Source organism: Paenibacillus sp. NPDC093718 (genome assembly GCF_050279985.1).
Classification (GTDB): Bacteria; Bacillota; Bacilli; order Paenibacillales; family Paenibacillaceae; genus Paenibacillus_AQ.
This window is the reverse complement of sequence record NZ_JBNNUS010000013.1, coordinates 41,035-60,850: the sequence shown is the minus strand read 5'-3', so window position 1 is coordinate 60,850 and position 19,816 is coordinate 41,035. Positions and strand designations below refer to the sequence as shown.

The window sequence follows — 19,816 nt, the reverse complement described above, 5'->3', positions numbered from 1 at the left end:
TTGTCTCTCCTTCCGCATGGCCAAGCCCCCAAACAGGCCCGCCGGAAGCGAATTTTACTCATTATACAATGCCAATCCCCCCCTTTTATAGGCGATTCAGGCCGTTTCTATAGGGGGATGCAATCCGGGCAAGCGGTTCTCCGGCATTCCGGAAATCGGATTGACCCATTAGCCATGCAGAAGCGCTCGAATCATGCTGCGCGGAGCTGCAGCATGGCAAAAAAAGCGCAATCCCGCTAGGGAATGCGCTTTCATTCTTACATTGAGGCCATTCTAAATTCCGGATCCGGCGTGCTTCTCCGGTACTCTCTGGGCGTAACGCCCGTCTTCTTGCGAAACAGCGAGTGGAAAAACTTCATATCCTGATAGCCAACCTGATTGGCGGCCTCCTGAATCGATATTTCGGTCGATTTCAGCAGCTCGCAGCAGCGCTGAACCCGGATATTTTGCAAATATTGCATGAACGTGACGCCTGTCGTTTTCTTGAACAACCGTTGAAAGTGGCTTGGGCTCATGAACGACCTCTCCGCTACCTGCTGAACCGTGAGGTTCGTGGCAAAGCGATCGTTAATGTATTGGATGGCGTCATCCATGTTGTTCGTCGGCGTGGATACCATGCTCCCGTCGCACTCATAGCGCTGGAGCATGGCCAGGACCTGGATGAGCTGCCCCATCATCAGAAATTCGTAACGAGGTCCCTTCTTCAAATATTCTCTGAACATCCCGTGCATGATGGACAAAAACTTGTCGAACTTGTCCTGGTATTGAAGCCACTTGGCCGACGGCGACGAGCCGTACAACAGACTGTGCAGCTTGGTCGATTCGCAGATGACGGACTTCAATTGCTCCAGCAGGCAAGTCCGGAAGATGCAGTTGTAGATGACAAGTTGATTGTCCTGGGAAGAAGGCCGGAACACATGCGACGTGCCGATCGGTATGACGAACAGATCGCCGCGTTTGATCGGGATCATCTGATCCTCGACATAATGATATCCGCTGCCTTCCTCCACATAGCTGATTTCTATAAAATCATGGGTATGTTGCGATAGACAAAACCCTTCGACTTCGCGATTAATGAATATGTCAAAATCAGGATTAAAAAAAATATCCCCGCTCAATTCGATGATGCGCCAATTCATACGATCACCCCGGTCGAGTGTGTTGGTGTTTATACGCTTCGTAAACACTTCATTACCGTTTTATAGTAGCAAAATTTCTCAATTAAAGCGATTGCAAAAAATGTCTATTCCGCTCTAAATTTTCATGAACGTTCGTTAAACGGGCGTCCTCCCGTTCTCCTTCACCCATTCCTCGGTAAAGCGCACATATTTGATCGCTTTCCTCAGGTACGAATAAGCGGCGTGGATGCTGCCGTCCTTTGTTCCCATAATGCTCGGATAAGAATACCCGGTTTGCTTCTCCTTATGCTCGAGATCCGACATCTGGACGTTTTTGACATGGGGCCAAGTCTTACCGCCATCCTCCGAGATCGCGACGGTCAGCGGCGTCCGCAGCGTCTTCTTGCGCCATTCGCCATTCCTCTCGATCCAGCGGTATTGATCTCTCTCCATCGTAGAATCGTTATAGATAATCGCCAAATGCCCGTTCGCAAGCTTCGCCAATTGAATGGAGGAATTGTTGTTCGGCAAAGATGTTTTTGCCGGCTCGCTCCACGTTTTGCCGAAATCCTTGGAGACGCTGCCGTAGATGCGGTCGGCATGGCGGCTGCGGAAGACGGCGAACAACGTGCCGCCGTCGAGCTCCACAACGCTCATTTGAACACGATGAAGGCTGCCTTGCACCTCGTATTCCGACCATGTCTCTCCTTGGTCGGCCGATATAAGCACCACGCTGTAATGTCCGCCGGGCTTGCAGTAATAACAAGGCAGCAGCCATTCTCCGTTGCTCATCGCGAGAATCGGCTGACGGAGGAACATGCCGGGGCCCTCATGCAGGACAAACGGCTCCCCCCATGTATATCCTCGATCATCCGAGATGCGGCCGACGATTTTGGAGGTCTGCTGGTTGTGCGGCTCATTCGATGTATGCAGAAGCCACACCTTGTTGTCCGGCGCCTGGAAGACGAGCGGATTTTGCTCCGAGCGCTCCGGATCGGCCGCTACCTCGATCGGCTCCTCCCACCGTTCGCCGCCTGCGGGAAGCCTCGACAGCAGCACGTTCGTATCCGGATTGCCCTCGCCGCTTCCGGAGAACCAGACGCAAAGCAAATCTCCGTTGTCCAGCGCCAGCAAATTCGCCGAATGGCTATCGGGCTCGTAACGGATAGGCAGCAAGGCCTCCGTCAGCTGCGGATCCTGCTCCGATTGACTTAATATCCCGTTGTACCGTTCCGTTAATTGCATGAGTTATCCCTCTTTCGTCATTTATTCTTCGGCAACGTCGCCGCCGCCAAGCTATCCGAGGCAAAGACCGGTTGTCCGTTCAAATACAGCTTGTAGCCTGCTTCGATTCCGTCCGGATACCTGCCGAGGCCCGGCTTTCCGTAAGTGATCCGAATGTCTTGTCCCGCCGCCTTCACATGGTCAAGCTCGAAATAATCGAGACCGATATCGAGCGGTTCGAGACGGAGGCCGCCATCTTCGACGGAGAGACCCGCCACATGGCTGACGATCAGATCGATATAATACGAGTGGTTGTATTCCTGTTCATCGCTTAACGGTTCTCCGGTGTCGCTGTTGTAATGCTCAACCAGTCCCGGCCTGTTCAGATCGCGGTGCTGGAAATGGAGGAACGAATATTCCTTCAGGCCGCGCGCGAACGCTTCATTATAAGCGTTGCCGCGGCGCTTGCTCTCGCGGGCGAGCGCGTCCAGCGTAATCGCGTTCGTGTACGGCCAAGTCGGCCCGTTCCACATGCAGCCGTTACGGCCTTTAAGAAAAAAGCCGAACCATCCGCCTTCCTTCGAGTAGGCGACGCTGTCGGCCGACACCGTCGGATAAGGGCAAGCGGTCGCGAATTGTTTCGGATCGAGCAAATGGGCAACCAGGCCGTCATGCCTCTCGTCGAGCATCTCCGCCCACGCCGGATAGAAGCCGACTATATTTTTGACAAGCGCCTTCTCGTCCGTCTGGTCATGCAGATCGTAGAAAAACGCCGACGCTTCGTCCCACATCTTCTCCAGCACGTCATGTTTGATCCGCTCCGCAAGCTGCAGGTATTTAACCGATTCCGGATCGCCCGCCGCTTCGCACAACCGGGCTACGCCGAGCGTGTTCAGATAATGATAGACGGTTCGATCCACCCGCTTCACATGCGTGTACGTTTCCGGATCCTTCGGATTGCGGGGATAATCGTGGAAATACCAATAGCTTGGCTGATATTCCTTCCCTGTCCGGGTATGCCGGTATTCCGTCATTAATCCGTCCCGTTCGTTGCCGTACACTTCCTGCCAGCTCGAGATTTGGTCTTTAAGTCCAGGAAGCGCCTTCAATATAGCGTTCTCATCGCGATGGACGAGAAACAAGCGGTAAGCCGCCCAACCGATATAGTTGGCGAAAGAGTGCATCCTCTCGTCCGCCATCAAGCAGCAGTACATGCCGTTTTCCGCCGGCGTTTCCTGCATGTTCCGCAGCGCTCCCAAGCTGGGCGCGGGATCATGATGCCACCTGGCGTCCGTCAAATGAAGCGGCACCGATAAATTGATCAGCTTGCTGAACTCCCATCCTCCCTTGGAGAACGGCCGCTTGCCCTTCTTATGGGAACGTCCTTCATAGAACAGCGGATGCTGCAGCAATCCGTAACGCGGATCGGCCATGTTGTGCCGGAGCAGGAACCACCTGTACGTCCACGTCTTGTCCAGTACCGGGTCGCTGCTCTTGAAGCGCGGCGCGGCGTCGAACCAGCGCTGGTACTCCTTCTGCTGCACGGATGCTGTCTCCTCAAGGCTTGCGGGCTTTTGGATGAAACAATTTGCGCGGCTCATTAAAGCTTCGATGCCGTCGAGCGACCGGATGCCGAGCGCCGCGGCTACAATAAACGTTTTTGTCTCGCCGGGCTGCAGGCTTACTCCGTCGCTAAGCAGTTTCGGCTCGCTCGCAACGAGGCAAGCGTCGATGTCAAAGCTGAAAAAAGGGATATCGAAACCGCCCTGCAAACCTGCATCGCCGCAGGCTCGAAAATCCGGCGGGGCAGTCGCTTGCAGCAACAGCTCGCCATCGGACCGGTTCGTCCAGGTCTGGCAGGAAACGGCGCAGTCCTCCCAAGTAATAAATTTCGTCTCCGCATAGCCGATCCGGTCGTCCGAATAGGCGAGACGGAGCTGGCTGGGATACCAATCGGCTGAAGCCGTTTCCATTTTGCAGGCATGGCCGTTAACCGTTATGGTGAACAGGAGCGGAATATTTACTTTGTGAATGAAGTCGAATCGGCCGATAAAGCCCGGTGCGGCTTCCACGTAATCGGCCCATAATCGCGCTCCCGTAGGACCGAGCAGCAGCCCTCCCGGGACGGTGCGCAGCGCCTTTCTTCCGGCCCTTAACTCCTCGTCGATCATGCTATTGCCCCCCTGTCGTACAGATTGAAACCGTCAAGCCGCCTAAGACGATGTAGGCCGTTTCACCTTATTTACCAGTATATCTGCTAGACTTTTTTTGTTCTGCGGGGTTATCGGCAAATTTATAGGGCAATCCAACCCCCTTGACAAATCCCCTTCTTTTTTCCAAATCGAAATCCCCTATGTTTGAGTAACCACCACGCGCAAAGCTATGCTTGACCCACGATGTTTCCACCGATACGAGAATTACCTGCTAAACCACATAGCGCGCAAAAGGGGATGGTCGCCCATCCCCCCTCTTGGCGCAGCTGCCCCTGAGGGCGGCGTCAACCTTTCACGATTGTTAATTTTGCGACAATTGCTCCTGGATCAGCTTGTTCGCATTCTCTTCCGCTCTGCGAAGCGCCGTATTGACATCGAGGTTGCCCATCGCGATTTGCCGGACGGCATCCTTGTCGAAGGCATCCTCGATGACAATTTCATCGAATTGCGTAAGGACGCGGGATGGCGCCGGCTTGCCATAGTAGAGCGCGTCAATGTTCTTTTCGCTTGCGAACGGATAGTCGGAGAACGCCACATCGCGAACCGATTGCGTCGTAAGCGGCGTTATCATGCCTTTCTTGGACATGATCGTCTGATACTCTTCCGAGATCAAATATTTGAGCACTTCCATGGCGGCATCCTGGTTTTTCGAAAGAGCCGAAATGCCTGCATAAGTAGCATTTGGCTGCGTATTCACCTCGGGCATATCCTTGAAGGTCGGAACGGCCGCAATATCCCAGTCCATGGCGAGCGAGCTCTCGGCATCCTGCATCCAACCCGACGTATAGATATACATGCCAATTATGAAATCTCTGTTGAAGTCGACGTGCGCGAGCCAATCCTCGGTCGCGCGTTTTTGCACGCCTGGATCCCGGGTGAAGTCGTAGAACACGTTTTCGAATATGAATTTCCATTGATCGTTATTGACGGTCGCCTTATTCGTCTCCGGATCGACAAAGCCTGCCGATTTTTGGGTGAACCGGTGAACTTTCGTACTGACCTACGGTTACTTTGTCGGCCACACCGACAAACCCGCTGAGACGCAAGGTGAAACGGAAGTCTTCGTCTATTGTGGTAAAAAGGGAGATGGTCGCCCCATCTCCCTTTACGTGCGGCTGCCCTTGAGAGGCAGCGTCGATCTTTTCTGTTTGTCAATTTTGCGCCAATTGCTCCTGAATCAGCTTATTCGCTAGCTCTTCCGCATTGCGGAGCGCCGTATTGACATCGAGTTTGCCCATCGCGATTTGCCGGACGGCATCCTGGTCCAAAGCATCCTCGATAACAAGCTCGTCGAATTGCGTAAGCACGCGGGAAGGAGCCGGCTTTCCGTAGAATAGCGCTTCGATGTTCTTTTCGCTTGCGAACGGATAGTCGGCGAAAGCCGCATCGCGAACCGATTGCGTCGTAAGCGGAGTAATCATGCCTTTCTTGGATATAATCGTCTGATATTCTTCCGAGATCAAATATTTGAGCACTTGCATGGCAACATCCTGGTTTTTCGAAAGAGCCGAGATACCTACGTATGTAGCATATGGCTGCGTGTTCACCTCAGGCATATCCTTGAAGGTCGGAACGGCTGCAATGTCCCAGTCCATGGCGAGCGAAGTATCGGCAGACGACATCCAGCCGGATGTGTAGACATACATGCCGATTAAGAATTCCTTGTTGAAATCCTTGTGCGCGAGCCACTCTTCGCTCGCTCGTTTTTGCAAGCCAGGATCCCGAGTGAAGTTGTAGAAAATATTTTCGAAGATGAATTTCCATTGGTCGTTGTTGACGGTCGCCTTATTTGTCTCCGGATCGATAAAGCCGGCCGAATTTTGAGCGACGCGGAGATAGTGCTTCGGCGACATCCACAAACCGATATACTGCTTGCCGCCTTCATTGCGGGTAATTTGTTTGGACAGCTCCAGTGCTTCATCCCAAGTCATGCCATCCCAAGGATACTTCACGCCGAACCGGTCGAAGATGCCTTTGTTGTAATACATGACGAATTTGTTGTCGGTGATCGGCAGCAAATTTACATTTCCGTCGATTTTGACCGGCTCCAGATAGGCCGGCTCGATCGTGCTGATATCGACGGCATGCTTCTCGAGCAACGGGGTGAGATTAAGCGCCATGTTGGCCGGCACGTAGTCTTCCCTTAACTCGCCGGCCGACGACAGAAACATGTCGATTTCCGTGCCGGATGCGATAACCTGCTCCAATTTCTGCTCGTCCGTCTGGTTGATATAGGTAATGTTGATATTCGGAAATTTTTGCTTGATATATTGGTTGTAACGCTCTTCGAATTGTTCGGGACCCATCAAGCCGAACCAAGTCAGATCGGCTTTCAGATCCGCCGGATTGCCGGTGCCGGCGTCGGTGCCTTCAGGCGCTGCCGACTCGGAAGGCGTGTTGCTCGCGCTCTGCGAGGGCTCCGCATTGTTTCCGGAATTGCTCGCGCAAGCCGACAGGACAGTTAGAAGCATAACCAAGGATACCATCATCGAAACCATTTTCCGCACCATAATTATCAATACCTCCCTTTATATTCAACCATTGTTTTGAATCCCTTACATTGTAAGCGCTGTCTAATTTGCTATAATAACCCCCCCGTTATCCTCCTTTCAAATAAACGGCGTTATGTGATTCCTGCTATTGACAACATTTATTATATAGACAAATCCGCTGCCAATCTTAGGGGGAAACTGCTTTTCTATAGGGGAATACGATGCATTTGAACAAGGGCTCGCCGCCATGCAGTCGCATGTCCGGCGAGCCCTTCTCCGTATTTTCCGCGCCGCGTGCAGCCTCGAATGTAGCCTAAAATTGTGCTGCATTGCGCCGGCACGGGCGCAGGACGTTAATTTAAGTATTTCTCGTAAATCGTCCACGTTTCGTCGAGCCCTACCTTCTCCAGATCGCTCAAGTAGCCGTTCCATGCTTCGTCGCTGCCGATATCGATCATCCCTATAATCGCTTTCGTAGCGAACTGGTAAGCCACATCCTCGAGGGCGCTGACCGTCGTGCCCACCGTCTCTTGTTCCTCCTCGGTAAGCGGAGCGTTCTTCGGCGTCACGTTATAGTTCTGGGCAAACTCCTTCATCGCTTTTTCAAATACCCGGCATCGGATTTCATGAATTCCGCGCTTTGGCTTAGCCACCAATCGAAGCCGTGCTGCTCCGCCACCTTCTGACGATCGAGCCCTTCCTTGTATTTCATCGTCCCGCCTTCGTTCACGTAGGTGATGTTGTCCAGGCCGCTCTCACAAGAAAACAATACATCGCCCAGCTCTAAGCGGTAAAGGAACACTTCATTCGCGGCACACCTTGCTTTCGGAGGGGAGGAAACGCCGGATTTATGCGCTTATTCAGAGAGGAACACACCTATTTTTCGGAGCACGCCATCGTTTCGTTGCGGTAAGAAGTCGGCTGTATGCCGAGCACGCGCTTGAACGCCCTGCGGAACGATTTGTCGCTGTTATAGCCGACCCGGATCGCAATGTCTCCGATTGGCAGCTTCTGCTCCTTCAGCAGCAGACAAGCTTCGTCCAGCCGCAGCCGCTCCAAATATTCGGAGAAGGTTACGCCTAGTTGCTCCTTCAGGAAGATAGACACATAGCTTTCGGATTGCTTGAATTCGCCGGCCAGCATGCTGAGGCTGAGATTGCTGTCTTTGTAGTTCTCGCCGATGTAAACCTTCATGCCTTCGAGCATGTCCTCATATTTCGAGGTCTTCTGCCGCTTGATCCGCTCGCAGACGGCGAGCAGCTGCTGCGAGACCCGCGCAAAGCTGTACTCCTCAGCCGCGTCGGCCTCCGGCCCGCCCTGCCCGTCCAGCTTAGGCTCGTCGTCGCCGGACAAATAGACGAGCTGCCCGCTTAGCTTTTGAATCGTGCCCTGCATTTCCGCGATCAGCTGCTTTTTGCGCCGCGGGCTTAGCTGCCGGACCCCGATATTTTGCGTTTCGATATGCTCCAGCAGCCGTCCCAGCACCACGTCGTCTCCCGCTCTGACCGCATTTATAAGCTTCAGCTCCAGATCCGGCGGATAATAATAATGGCCGGTATGCCGGCTGATGCAATCGTAGCACGCCAGCTTCTGGGCGGCGTCCGGATCCCCGTGCTCCAGCGCCTGACATGCCTCGTTGTACGAGCTCCATGCTTCCATGACGCGATGGTACGCCTGTCCGACACCGATGGAGGTCATGAGGGAAAGCTCGTCCAAGAAGATTTCCTGCAGTTGCCGAAGCCGCCCGATCCTCCGCTCGAACACCTTCCCGTCCAGTCCGCGGAAGGAGAACACGACGGCGAGCTTCTCGCCTTTCAGGTCATGGACGAACGTCCCCTCTCCAAGCTCATGCAGCAGCAGGCGCTTCATCCGCGCTTTGCCCGCCATTATCTCCTCCTCCGGCATGTACCCGGCATGCTGAATCCGGATGACGGCAACCGCGACGTTGTCCCAAATGATGGCTACTTCCGCCTGCGTCTGATGGGCGCATGTCCCCTTTGATCGAATCGAGCAGCTCCGCGATCGGTTTGCTGTTTCGGTAAGCGAGCAACAGGGCGGCCACGCACCCGAAGGCCATGACCGCCAGGGCGATGGTCCAATTGATCCGCTTGATGTACTCGGCTTTGGCAAACACGCCGTTCGCCGGAAGGCCGGCCACATACGTCCACCCGCTGCCCGGGGATTGCACGGAAGTGATGAACATGTCCGTCCCGTTCATGCGGACCAGCGAATCCCTCCCGGCATCGGCGCCCACGGGCACGATCCGCTCCCCGCCAGCCGACGCGGATACAATCATCTCCGCTTTTTCGTTCAGAATATACGCGAACGCGCCTTCCTCCGCCAACAGTCTGTGAAACATCCTTGCGATCGCGCTTTCCTTGATCAGGATGACGACGGCACCGTCGGTCCGCATGTTGGTGCCCGCGGGCAATGGGCTGACATACACCACGTAATCCTCCGTCGTCCTTCCGTCATTCACGCCCGCAAGCGGCAAATACCGGTTCATCCGCTCGCCGGCGATGGTCTCCTTCAGCCACCGGCCGAACGGGACGTCGCCGATCCACAGCGGCTGAGCGTCCAGCTTGTCGAGCTGGTTCGCGGAAATGACGGCTTCGCTTTTCTCCAGGTAGACAAACAGATCGGAGAAGAGCTGGTTCGTCGACAGCATGTTCAATTCGTTCTTCTGCAGCTAGGAGAACTTGTACACCGCCTGCGGCGGCCATGAAGCGTCGGCGGTAATCATCGCATTCAGCAGCTCCGAATCGAGCGACAGCTGGGACACGATATCGCGGATTTCCGTCAACAGCCGGTTCAGCGCAGCGCCTCCTCGCTCTGCTCCAGCACCGCCAGGTTCAGCTCCGCCGCGTCCTCGCGCACGACCTGAACCGTCTGGTAATAGGCATAGGCGCCTACCAGCAGCGGAATCAACAGGATGAGCACGTAGGACAATAAAAATTTGCCGAACAGCTTTCGCTTGCCGTTAAATTCGAACACCCGTTTCCGTTTCATCGGTCATCGCTCCTTTGAAGCCATAATTGCCCGCAAACGCAAACGGCCGACGCCGCCTAAGGCAGCGTCAGCTCGTATGGGTTGATCCTCCGCTACTTCCACGTCAAGGGAACGTTTCCCGGTCTGTCCTGCAGCGCTTCCGCTAGATGAAGCAGCGCCAGCGGCAGCGGATCGTCGGTCAAAATCCGTTCCTCCGAAACAAACGCGCCGTTATCGGCAACTTTCGTAAGCAATTGCTCTCCCGTCTGCCGGGCATAGGATAAAAATCTGCGGTCGTCCGTCGCCTTATACAGCTCCAACAAGCCGTACAGCAGACGGTAATCGGCGTTGTCCTCCCTCTGCTCCCAAGTGCGGACTCCGCCCCCGCTTGGTTGGCCGATATCTCCCGCGCCCATCCCATCGGCGATGGATTTCGCCATCTCCCACAGAAACGGATCGCGCGAATGCCGGTAGCCGGCCGCGTACATCCAGAAAAAATCCGGACCAGCGGGGATTGCGCCAAACACCCTCCCTTTCGGCCCGAAGTAGCCGTCGCGATCCAGCGACAGCCCTTCGATCGGGTATCCGTCGGTCAGCATCGGGACAAAGCTGTTGTCGGATCGGCGGTATGCGATTTTCCCCCAAGCCGCTATTTCCTCGCAGGCCCACCGGATGAAGCATTCCGCCACTTCCCCCGCTTGTTCGCCGATCGCCAGCATGCAGCGCTGGACGACGGGCCGCGGCTTGAAGAGCGTCCCTTCATAGACGGCATGGCCTTCCGGAATAAGCGGCGCCAGCTGATACTGCGCCCGGTCGCCCTTTACCGCCGGGCCGTTGCACCAGGAGTTTGCGGATTGGCTGAATTGGTAGCCGCTGATCCCGATGCCGGGCTGTCTCGTTTCCACGTAACGGCGCGCCAGCCGTTTCGACCACGCCAGCGGCGCTTTCTCGCCCGACAGCTTCGCCAGCATCGCGGCCGCGTAATACAGATCGCTGCCGGCGTTTACGAACGTCAATCCGCGTCCCCAGAAGAACACGTCACCGCCCTTGTATTCATGCTCCCATAACCGTCCAGGCGGCGTTCCGTAAGGTCCGTGTCGGTTGAAATCCAGGCGCGACCAGTCCAGGATATGCGCATTCCACATCGCTTCGATATACCGTCTTGTTCCTTCCGGATCCGCCCGCCACATCAGCTCGTAATCCGGGTAATGAAATTTCAGCTCGTGCACCTTCGATTTGTCTCCGGCGTATTCGATCGATCTGTTCTCTACGTTGTAGGCGGTATGGCCTCCCCACAAGAGCAGGCCGCCGTCATCTGTCTGGCTATCCAGCAGAAAGCGGTTGACCGCGAGCGCGCGTTCTTCGTACGCCGGATCGCCCGTCAGCCGGGTAAGGCCGCATAGCAGCTTTTGCCAGCGCTGCTGGCTTGCGGGACTCGCGAGCAACGCTTCGCGGTTCACATGATCCGGATCGTATGCGACCGGCGATAGCGTGCGCGAATCTAACGCGTTGACAAACAAGGGGGTTTCTCCGGCTTTGTCCAATGCGTGCCTCAGCAGCAGGCCGGCGTGCTTTGCTACTAGCCCGATCAGCCCGGCCGCCGCTTCCGAGTCGGTTTTCACTGGACCATCTCCACCTCCTTCATTTCGTACAGCCAATCGAGTAGCGTACGCTCTTCGTTTTGCGGATCGAATTCCCGGTCGGACAGGTTCTGATGCAGCTCAATGACGCCAAGAATCAGAAACGCCCCTTTGCCGAAACGAAGCGTATGCCGGCCGGCCTTGTAAGGCAAAGCATGGACATGGACCGAAGGATAGACGAACAGCCGTATGCCTCTGCGGATCACCGGATCCAATCCGAACGTATACTGGTCGACGGCAGCGACTCCCCCAGGCTTCATCCATTGGTCGTCTCTGGAATTGAAGCATCCTACCAGAATCAGGGAAGGCTCCTTCAGCTCCACGTCGAGCCGAATTTCTTCGTGCGCCGCCCGCAGCTGGCTGTACCTTATTCCCGTCAAGCCGTACAATTCCTCCGCGCAGCTTATAATCGGAATGTCGCCGTCGGTGAAGACGCGGGCGCCTTTCTCGATCCGGTACAGCTCGGCATCCTCGCTCAGCAGCGTAAAGCTTGCCTGACGATATCGCCGATAGGAAACGGACGGCGCCTGATTCAGGGACGCCGGCATTTTGCCAGCCCGCAGCTCTCCGATACGCTGTCGGAAAACGGCAAGCTCCCGTTCGAACAGGGGCAGACAGTCCCTCCAATGGTTGATGAATTCCCCCTCGCGGAACGGGATTTTGCGATGCGCCGTCTGCATGCCGTTTGCGAATCCGTAATGCTTCTCCGTCGTTTCCGTCAGCTTGCGGTATGCGGCTACGCTTTTGTCCAACCATTCCGCCGCCTCCTCCAGCAGCGACACCCTTTCGGCGTATTTTCCGAAGGCGGTATGCTTATACATGAACACGAGCAGCGCGGCTCTTACCTTGTACGTATACGTATTCGTCATCGCTTTGATCGCGTCAATATCGGCAGCGATACGTTCGAACTCGGCTTTATTTTTTTGCACGGTCATCCTAGCCTGCTTTGCCGCTTTCGAAGCTTCTTCGGAAGCACGCTCCACTTCCTCCACGATATCGAGCGGCGTCTCGCCCAGATGAGGCATGCCCGCCAGTTGCTTCAGCACGAACTCCTCCAGCCTCTCTCCTTGCGGAGCATGCGATTCCCACAGCTCGGACCATGGGACGTGCCGTTCCGGATTCGTCAGCTGACTCATCGTCATGCCGAGGCTCATCGTCTGGCGGTTGCCTTGCGTTATGCCAAAACGACGCAGCAGCTTGGGCGCGCAAGTCCCGATCGTTTCATAGGCGTGCAACAAATGCTCGGCCGACTGCCTGCTTCCGTACTTTTCCTCCAGCCGGGCTATCCAGTGGCTTTTCTCCGCCTTCCCGTCCCGGTCCGAATTCCATGCGTAACGGAGCCACGCTTCAAACCAGATCCAGTCGCGGTCCACCTGCTTGATCGGGTGCTCCGACCTGTCCGGCGAATAAGGCCAGCTCCAGTAGGACAGCGGGAAAATTTGCAGCGCCGATGCTTTTAAGCGGTACCTCGCCGCCTGAACGCAGCGTTGAATAAAGGATGGAGCTCCCCAGCGGAACGGTTCCAGATTGGCATTCATATGCACGGTGACGAGATGTTTGCCATCGCGCTCTGCCAGCCGCCGATGCAGCCCTTGCGCTCCCCCCCTTGGCGTCCAGGTGGTGAGGGATTCCCCGTTGAATTTCATTTCGCTGTGAAGATTGGGATAAAGCCCGTCAGCCTCTTGCATCACCTTCTCGATGTCGATGGCGTGCGAGCGCACGACGACGGGCGGCGGCTCCGCGGCAGCCGACTGGCCGAAGCCTTCCATGATGCCGGGCAGAATCGTTTCGCACAGCCATTCCGCCCCGTACATTTGCCCCTTCAGCTTTTCGCCCAGACAGACCATCAGGCCGACCGAAGGGAAAGCGCGTACAAACGCGGTCAGCAAGCGGCGGAAATAATCGCTAGTCTCTGGCAAAGGCTTTAACTGTTTATAAGACAAACCGTGCTTGTCGGCAAAACCTTGCGGAATATGAATGCTGTAGAAGGCCAAAAAGCACTGTATCCCGCGCCTGTCCGCCTCTTCCGTCAGCCAATGCAGCAAGCTTGCATTCTCCTCCAGTTGATCCTTCGTCACCTCCCGCGCCTCCGGCTCGCCCGGCAGATCGATCAGCGAGGCGAACGGATTCGCGTTCCATAGGTAAAGGGAGTTGCCCCGGTGCTCGAGCAGCATGTCCAGGTAGTCGAGCCACATGACTCTGTCGTAAAACCAAGGAAAGCGGTCTGGCGTCAGAGGATATTCGAAGGGCTGCCGCCCGGGTTCCACGTGCTGCTTCTGAATGCCGATGGCGGGTCCGCGCCAGTCCAGGCGTGGCGTGTCCCCGAACGACAGCTCGCGCGGCAGTCCTCCTTCCTCGCGGATTCGGACCGCCAGCTCCTGGCATCCGTACAGCGCGCCGCTATCGTTCCCGCCGGAGACCACGACTAGCCGGCCCGGACATGATGCCAGATAGAAGCCTTCGCCGGCAGGCTCATCCGTATGATAGAGCAGCACATCGCGCGCCTCGAGCTCCGCGAGCAGCTCGGAGCCATTGCGGCGCCCTACGTAAATTTTGCGGTTGCCCGTATCGCGATAACGGTTCCATGCCCAACCGCCCGCCTTTTCCTCCACCATGTAATCGCAAGCCTCGAGCGCTTCTCTCAGCAGCCGCACGCCATGCAGCATACGGGGAGAAGCGTCCAAATCGTAGCCAATCGCAATCATTTCCAGCATGCGGCTTCCTCCCCTTCATCAGGTCTGTTAATCGGTTATGGTAACCGCCTCGGTATTGACCAACGTATAAGGCTCGCCGTTCTCCGGAAGCACTTTCGTCTGCCGGAACGTAATGTTCCGGGCATTCGTACAGGTCGCGCCGTTGCGGGCGGTTAGCTGCACCCGGTCGAAGACGATATTTTCAATCGGCATTTCCGGAAGCCCTTTGATGTGCAGCGCCGTATGCGCTCCGATGCACGTTGTGTTGCTGATATGGAAATCGCGGAATACCGGCGTTTCCTCCGTAACGGCCACCGGATCGTCCGTATTGTTTTTGCCTGAGTAATAAGAGCTGAATATGATGGCTTCCTTGGCGATATCCTTCATGAGGACGCCTCGGATATAGATGCGTTCGACCGTTCCGCCGCGGCCTCTCGTGCTCTTGAAACGCAGACCTGCGTCCGTTCCGATAAACACGCAATCCGTTACGGCAATATTCCGGACATCGCCGGACATTTCGCTGCCGATGACGAAGCCGCCATGGCCGTGGAATACTTGGCAGTTCCGTATCGTGACATATTCAGTGGGAACTCCCAGCGCCCTGCCGTCGGCATCTTTGCCGGACTTGATGCAGATGGCGTCATCGCCCACGTCGAATACGGAATCGTATATGTTCGCATACCGGCAGGAGTCGAGATCTAGACCGTCGCCGTTCTGCGAATGCCACTGATTCCGGATCGAGACATTGCGGATGGTCACATGCTCGCACAGCCAAGGATGCACATTCCAAGCCGGCGAATTGCGGAAGGTAGGGCCATCAAACAGCACTTTGCGGCACCGGTCCAATTGCACCAGCGTCGGCCTTAAATGGTCGCGGGCCGGCTCGAACGCGGACGGATCCTGCACGTTCTGCGCAATTAAGCTCTTCACGAGCGCCACGCTCTTAAGCGACTGCTCCGTTGGCCACCAGACTCCGCCTTCCTCATAACCGCCGGACTGGATCAATCGCTTCCACTGCCCCTCCGTCAGCTTCATTCGTTTCACCGGCCGCCAAGCCTCTCCCGAGCCGTCGAAAATACCCGTTCCCGTTATGGCGACATTTTCCAAATCCTCTCCATAAATGGCCGGCATGCATCTAACGGTGCGCAATCCTTCGTAGCTAGTGCGGATCAACGGATAATCGTCGCGGTTCGCGCTGAAATTGACGAGGGCCCCCGCGTCGGCATGCAGCCGAATGCCGCTTTGCAGCCGAATCGGGCCGGTCAGCCATAGACCTGCAGGAATAAGGACCGTGCCTCCGCCCTGCGAGGCGCATGCTTCTATCGCTGCCGCGAACGCCTCCGTATTGTCGCTTAGTCCGTCTCCGATCGCGCCGAAATCGGCAATGTTAAACGTCCCGGCCGGAAATACCGGCAATTCCACTTCAGGCATGTCGAACGGCAATGCTTCGTTGCCTGCTTGTTTGGTCATCGTCACTTGTTCGTGCCTCCTTCAATCGTATGGATGTTAACGTTGCTTATATAGTAAGAAACGGCCTTCGCGGGTTCGTCCGCTTCCGGCAAATCCGCGGTCACAAGCGGCGTTTCCGCATGCGGCTCCCGGCGCATCGGTCCAGTGCGAAGCACGAGCTTTTCGAGCGTGTAAGCCGGCATGGAGAACTGGAAAGCCTTTGGAGCCGGCTCGCCGTCTACTTCGAATTCAAACCGCTGCCTATCCGTATCGAAGCGGACGGTCAGCTCGTACCACCGGTCCGGCTCGTAGCGCTGCAGCTCCTTCCAGGTGCCGGCTTGCAGTACTTGCAGCGTTCCGTCCGAATGAAACCGAATCCGTATAGGCGCCGCGCTCTTGGCATCGCATAGCTCGATATACAGCTGGCCGTCATTCGCCTGCTTCGCCAATATCCGGATTCGAAGCTCGCCCGCGGCGCATTCCTCGAACACGCGCTCCGCCTTCGCGTAATCGTAGGGATCCGCGTCGTTCAGCTCCAGGCTCCTGTCGCGCTCGGATGGAAACGCCGCGACGGAGACGCTCGCCCATTGCGGGCTGTACACGTTCCAGTCCTGCACCCGATCTTCTGGCGACAGGTTGTCGAACGTATCGTTGACCGGCCCGCTGACCCGGTACTCAATCGGCACCGGAATTTCGCTGACCCAGATATCCTCCTTGTTCGCGCTGTAGGTCACCCACATGCTGCCGCCCGGCGGAGAACCGTCTGCCGCTTCGATGCCGCGGACATAGCTGTTGCCGTAATTTTTATGAAACCCGAAATAGCGCCTCGGCGGAACTTCCCCGTTTACGACGAGCAAATCGTCAAACGTTAACCCGTCATCGCCCGTCACGACCGTAAGCGGCCATCTGTGGTTGCCGATCGGCGAAGGATTGTATAGAAGCGCATATTTGGAATCCGAGGTGCGTTCTCCCCACACTTTTCCGCCTGCCATAATAAGGGATGGAGAGCGCGTCTGCTTGGACCATGTACTCCCTTCGTCCTCCGTTACCGCATGAACCGAATGCTTCCATAGCCCTGCGATCCGTCCGTCAGGCAGCCGGTAAGAGTTGAAGGCCGTTCCCCCTTCCATCGCGTAGAAGCCGTCCTGGCTGCGATCCTCTTCCCACCATTGAAGCGTGGTCACGCGGTCCGCCAGCAGCTCCTCGCAGGCTTCGCGAAAGCCTTCGTCTCCGGACTCCGTATACAGGGGATACTTTATGTTCTCCTCGGACCAGCCGGAATGACGGTTCAGCCGGACGAAATGGATCGGCCCGAATCTGCCGTCCTCTCCGATCTCTCGCACGACGCGGCCAATGCCTTTTCCGTTGTTCGGACTCACGCTTGGCAGCGGGCAAAATCCGTAAAACGCCGACGCCAACAATCTGCCGTTCGAAGCGGCGAAAAAGCCCATCCGTTGATGCATGACGCTATACGTCCCCTCCGGAAGAATCTCGCCGTCCGGATAATGATGCTCTTGATCCAGCTGGTATGGAGGAAACAAGACGACGGGCGTCGACCAATGCCAGCCGTCCTTCGATGTCGTCAGCAGCGTCTGGCCTGGCGGCACATGCTCGTGAACGGGGCAGCTAAGATACTCCAAATAAAAGCAGCCTTTCCAGTAGGCCAGCATCGGAGCATGGTTGTAGGTCCAACCGCTGCCGTCCGACAACTCCGGATGCGAACGGTTTGCCCGGAACACTTGCTTGCTCCGGACACCAATCGCGGGGCGCAGCTGTCCGTGATGATAGTCCAGGTTGACGGTCTCGCCGCCGACATATCGAATTTGGTTCTCCGGTTGATCCATTAGGCCCTCCATTTTAGTTAGGTTAACTACACTTTACACGGTTTTGGAACTATATTTATAGGCTAATCGAACCGTGTTTATAGGGTAAAAAGAATTTAGAAAAACGGCGGTGCAGGTGTCGGAAGAAGATCGTGTAATGCCGGCCAGAGACCGACTGCCGTTTTCTCAACTAACAGACAGTTTTTCGCAACATTATTGTCTTTAAGAAATTTTAGATTTCCTCTTGAACCTTACGTAACGTAACGATTTATGATGAATGCAACAATAGGGTGTAACGCTGGCCAACAGCCAAAAAAAACGAACAAAGTAAATTCAAAATCGGAGAAAAAATGGACATGAGAAAACTCGAATTGTTATGCATGTGTCGCTGGACGGGTATGCGTCGGATTCGAACGGAGGACTCGATTGGATTCCGTACAATGAGGATTTAGAGCAATACGCCGTGGAGATCGTAGCCGAAGTCGGAGCTCCCGTTTATGGACGCACGACGTATCGTATGATGGAGAGCTACTGCCCCACGGTGCTGGATGATCCGAATGCGTCGAGGCACGGAATGGAGAGCATGCCAAGTGGCTGCAGTATGTTAAGAAGATCGTCATTTCCGGATGATAGACAGGTGGAATGGCACAATACGATGCTGATTTCGGACAATATCGCAGAGTAAATCAAGGTACTCAAGGAGCAACCGGGCAAGAATCTCGTTATCTTCGGCAGCTAGGGAGCTGCAAAGACGCTGCTTGAGATTGGCCTGATCGACGAATTCCTGCTTACATTTGTCCGGTCGTCCTGGGCGGAGGAAAATCGGTATTCGACGGCAGCGGCGAGAAAATCAGGCTGAAGCTGCTGTCCAGCCGAACGTTTAAGTTGGGCATTATCGCGGCCCGCTATGAGTTGGAGAAATAGCCGTACAAGGTGATCCGCTAACTGTGAACTTTAGCAATGACCCTTGAACTTAGATAACAGGAATTTGAAGTCTGAAAAAGCCGGGCCCGTAATGATAAGGCCCGGCTTACCTGTTCATGCTGTTATGATTGATTGTCCATCCGTTCGATTTCCGTGCTGGCGAGAATAAACGGAGCAACGCCCATCATCGCATCCTGTACAACCGGTTCGCTGAGGTAATATTCATAGGAACCGTCTCTGTACGGATCGCCTCCAAGTCCTGCGCCTGCGCAAATTTGCGTCAAGTGAACGCCGCCTTCGTCATCGAGCTCGATCAGGCGGTCCAACATTCCCTCATATCCCCGTTTAGCTGCCGAGGCAAAGCCTTTTGTCAAGTAATTAAGTCGCACTCCTTTGGCGAGCGCATATATAAACATCCCCGAACTGGATGCTTCAAGATAATTGCCTTTCCGTCCGCCTTGGTCAAGCACTTGATACCACAGACCGCTTTCCTTATCCTGCACCTTCACAAGCGCGCCAGCCATTCGTTCGAAAATGCCGCAGAGCTGTCCGCGCATCGCATGATCGCGAGGGAAATATTCCAGCGTATCGGCAAGCGCCATTGCGTACCAGCCCATTGCCCTGCTCCAGAAGTGAGGAGACTTGCCTGTCGACGGGTTAGCCCACGCTTGCTCGCAGGTTTCGTCCCAGCCGTGATACAACAGGCCAGAATTCCGGTCGCGGGTATGCCTCTCTACGGTAAGCAGCTGATGTGCCGTCACATCGAACCACTCCGGCCGATCGAAGACAAGCGCATATTCCGCCATAAACAGCGAGGCCATATACAGACCGTCCAGCCACATCTGGAACGGATATCTTTTCTTATGCCAGAAACCTCCGTCGCTCGTCCGAGGTTGCCCTTTTAATTGATCGGCCAGCAGGTTGATCGCTTTCTCGAAGCACGGATCGCCGGTTTGCCGAAGCATCAGATAGAGCAGCTTGCCTTGGTTAATATTATCGAGGTTATAATCCTCCAGAACGTATCGTTCAATCGTGCCATCCGCGTGAATGTGCCGACTCATATTCAGCTTAATAAAGTCGAAGTATTTCGAATCACCGTTCAGCTCCCATACTCGTTCGAATGCTTTCAATGTCATGCCAGTGACATAAGCCCACCTTTTTTCAAAGCTAGGGTGGTATCCTTCCGGAGAGGCGTTTTGCAAAATGTAGTCAACCGTTCTTACAGACCAAGCATGGGGTCGGTTCATTTTGT

16 protein-coding genes are annotated in these 19,816 nt (G+C 55.5%); 1 reads left to right on the top strand and 15 read right to left on the bottom strand.

Annotated features, from left to right (window positions below; genetic code table 11):
• Nucleotides 1-257: 257 nt before the first annotated feature.
• The 14 genes from ACQKPA_RS28975 to ACQKPA_RS28910 all read right to left on the bottom strand — a co-directional run bounded on the left by ACQKPA_RS28975 (nucleotide 258) and on the right by ACQKPA_RS28910 (nucleotide 17,661).
• Nucleotides 258-1,139, bottom strand: a complete 882-nt coding sequence (locus ACQKPA_RS28975) for a helix-turn-helix domain-containing protein (RefSeq protein ID WP_427495857.1) — start codon at nucleotides 1,137-1,139, stop codon at nucleotides 258-260.
• A gap of 135 nt (nucleotides 1,140-1,274) precedes the next feature.
• Entirely contained in the window at nucleotides 1,275-2,363 is a 1,089-nt protein-coding gene (locus ACQKPA_RS28970; protein WP_427495856.1) for a sialidase family protein, read from the bottom strand.
• Between the two features lie 17 nt (nucleotides 2,364-2,380).
• Nucleotides 2,381-4,513, bottom strand: coding sequence for an MGH1-like glycoside hydrolase domain-containing protein (locus ACQKPA_RS28965; RefSeq protein WP_427495855.1), 2,133 nt, complete (start codon nucleotides 4,511-4,513; stop codon nucleotides 2,381-2,383).
• Nucleotides 4,514-4,856: 343 nt separating this feature from the next.
• Entirely contained in the window at nucleotides 4,857-5,417 is a 561-nt protein-coding gene (locus tag ACQKPA_RS28960; RefSeq protein WP_427495853.1) for a hypothetical protein, read from the bottom strand.
• Nucleotides 5,418-5,706: 289 nt separating this feature from the next.
• Nucleotides 5,707-7,065 carry an extracellular solute-binding protein gene (locus ACQKPA_RS28955; protein WP_427495852.1) on the bottom strand — a complete coding sequence of 453 codons (1,359 nt, stop codon included), beginning with the start codon at nucleotides 7,063-7,065 and terminating at the stop codon, nucleotides 5,707-5,709.
• Between the two features lie 335 nt (nucleotides 7,066-7,400).
• Complete coding sequence (locus tag ACQKPA_RS28950; RefSeq protein ID WP_427495851.1) at nucleotides 7,401-7,643, bottom strand: hypothetical protein; 243 nt, start codon at nucleotides 7,641-7,643, stop codon at nucleotides 7,401-7,403.
• A complete protein-coding gene (locus tag ACQKPA_RS28945; RefSeq protein ID WP_427495850.1) occupies nucleotides 7,640-7,849 on the bottom strand; it encodes a hypothetical protein in 210 nt (69 codons plus the stop codon). Before ACQKPA_RS28945 ends, ACQKPA_RS28950 begins: the two co-directional genes overlap by 4 nt.
• Nucleotides 7,850-7,923: 74 nt before the next feature.
• A complete protein-coding gene (locus tag ACQKPA_RS28940) occupies nucleotides 7,924-8,934 on the bottom strand; it encodes a helix-turn-helix domain-containing protein (protein WP_427495849.1) in 1,011 nt (336 codons plus the stop codon).
• Nucleotides 8,894-9,715, bottom strand: coding sequence for a cache domain-containing protein (locus ACQKPA_RS28935; RefSeq protein WP_427495848.1), 822 nt, complete (start codon nucleotides 9,713-9,715; stop codon nucleotides 8,894-8,896). The genes ACQKPA_RS28940 and ACQKPA_RS28935 overlap by 41 nt, the downstream gene beginning before the upstream one ends.
• Before the next feature lie 143 nt (nucleotides 9,716-9,858).
• Nucleotides 9,859-10,056 carry a hypothetical protein gene (locus ACQKPA_RS28930; RefSeq protein ID WP_427495847.1) on the bottom strand — a complete coding sequence of 66 codons (198 nt, stop codon included), beginning with the start codon at nucleotides 10,054-10,056 and terminating at the stop codon, nucleotides 9,859-9,861.
• A 92-nt stretch (nucleotides 10,057-10,148) separates the two neighbouring features.
• A complete protein-coding gene (locus tag ACQKPA_RS28925; RefSeq protein WP_427495846.1) occupies nucleotides 10,149-11,657 on the bottom strand; it encodes a hypothetical protein in 1,509 nt (502 codons plus the stop codon).
• Nucleotides 11,654-14,389 carry a hypothetical protein gene (locus tag ACQKPA_RS28920; protein WP_427495845.1) on the bottom strand — a complete coding sequence of 912 codons (2,736 nt, stop codon included), beginning with the start codon at nucleotides 14,387-14,389 and terminating at the stop codon, nucleotides 11,654-11,656. The genes ACQKPA_RS28925 and ACQKPA_RS28920 overlap by 4 nt, the downstream gene beginning before the upstream one ends.
• A 27-nt stretch (nucleotides 14,390-14,416) precedes the next feature.
• Nucleotides 14,417-15,838 (bottom strand): glycoside hydrolase family 28 protein, encoded by a 1,422-nt coding sequence (locus tag ACQKPA_RS28915; RefSeq protein ID WP_427495922.1) that lies wholly within the window; start codon nucleotides 15,836-15,838, stop codon nucleotides 14,417-14,419.
• 2 nt (nucleotides 15,839-15,840) lie between these two features.
• Nucleotides 15,841-17,661 carry a sialidase family protein gene (locus ACQKPA_RS28910; RefSeq protein ID WP_427495844.1) on the bottom strand — a complete coding sequence of 607 codons (1,821 nt, stop codon included), beginning with the start codon at nucleotides 17,659-17,661 and terminating at the stop codon, nucleotides 15,841-15,843.
• Between the two features lie 355 nt (nucleotides 17,662-18,016).
• Here ACQKPA_RS28910 and ACQKPA_RS28905 point away from each other — a divergent pair, with 355 nt between their 5' ends.
• Nucleotides 18,017-18,325 carry a dihydrofolate reductase family protein gene (locus ACQKPA_RS28905; protein ID WP_427495843.1) on the top strand — a complete coding sequence of 103 codons (309 nt, stop codon included), beginning with the start codon at nucleotides 18,017-18,019 and terminating at the stop codon, nucleotides 18,323-18,325.
• Between the two features lie 361 nt (nucleotides 18,326-18,686).
• Here ACQKPA_RS28905 and ACQKPA_RS28900 read toward each other — a convergent pair whose 3' ends face one another.
• Nucleotides 18,687-19,811: a glycoside hydrolase family 88/105 protein gene (locus tag ACQKPA_RS28900; protein ID WP_427495842.1), complete on the bottom strand. Its 1,125-nt coding sequence runs from the start codon at nucleotides 19,809-19,811 to the stop codon at nucleotides 18,687-18,689.
• Between the last annotated feature and the right edge of the window lie 5 nt (nucleotides 19,812-19,816).

Bases quoted from the DNA above. Each gene is read 5' to 3' on its own strand.
- ACQKPA_RS28940 (WP_427495849.1), bottom strand. From the start codon at position 8,934: ATGGCGGGCAAAGCGCGGATGAAGCGCCTGCTGCTGCATGAGCTTGGA.
- ACQKPA_RS28955 (WP_427495852.1), bottom strand. From the start codon at position 7,065: ATGGTGCGGAAAATGGTTTCGATGATGGTATCCTTGGTTATGCTTCTA.
- ACQKPA_RS28915 (WP_427495922.1), bottom strand. From the start codon at position 15,838: ATGACCAAACAAGCAGGCAACGAAGCATTGCCGTTCGACATGCCTGAA.
- ACQKPA_RS28905 (WP_427495843.1), top strand. From the start codon at position 18,017: ATGCATGTGTCGCTGGACGGGTATGCGTCGGATTCGAACGGAGGACTC.
- ACQKPA_RS28970 (WP_427495856.1), bottom strand. From the start codon at position 2,363: ATGCAATTAACGGAACGGTACAACGGGATATTAAGTCAATCGGAGCAG.
- ACQKPA_RS28935 (WP_427495848.1), bottom strand. From the start codon at position 9,715: ATGCTGTCGACGAACCAGCTCTTCTCCGATCTGTTTGTCTACCTGGAG.
- ACQKPA_RS28910 (WP_427495844.1), bottom strand. From the start codon at position 17,661: ATGGATCAACCGGAGAACCAAATTCGATATGTCGGCGGCGAGACCGTC.
- ACQKPA_RS28950 (WP_427495851.1), bottom strand. From the start codon at position 7,643: ATGAAGGAGTTTGCCCAGAACTATAACGTGACGCCGAAGAACGCTCCG.
- ACQKPA_RS28965 (WP_427495855.1), bottom strand. From the start codon at position 4,513: ATGATCGACGAGGAGTTAAGGGCCGGAAGAAAGGCGCTGCGCACCGTC.
- ACQKPA_RS28930 (WP_427495847.1), bottom strand. From the start codon at position 10,056: ATGAAACGGAAACGGGTGTTCGAATTTAACGGCAAGCGAAAGCTGTTC.
- ACQKPA_RS28975 (WP_427495857.1), bottom strand. From the start codon at position 1,139: ATGAATTGGCGCATCATCGAATTGAGCGGGGATATTTTTTTTAATCCT.
- ACQKPA_RS28900 (WP_427495842.1), bottom strand. From the start codon at position 19,811: ATGAACCGACCCCATGCTTGGTCTGTAAGAACGGTTGACTACATTTTG.
- ACQKPA_RS28920 (WP_427495845.1), bottom strand. From the start codon at position 14,389: ATGCTGGAAATGATTGCGATTGGCTACGATTTGGACGCTTCTCCCCGT.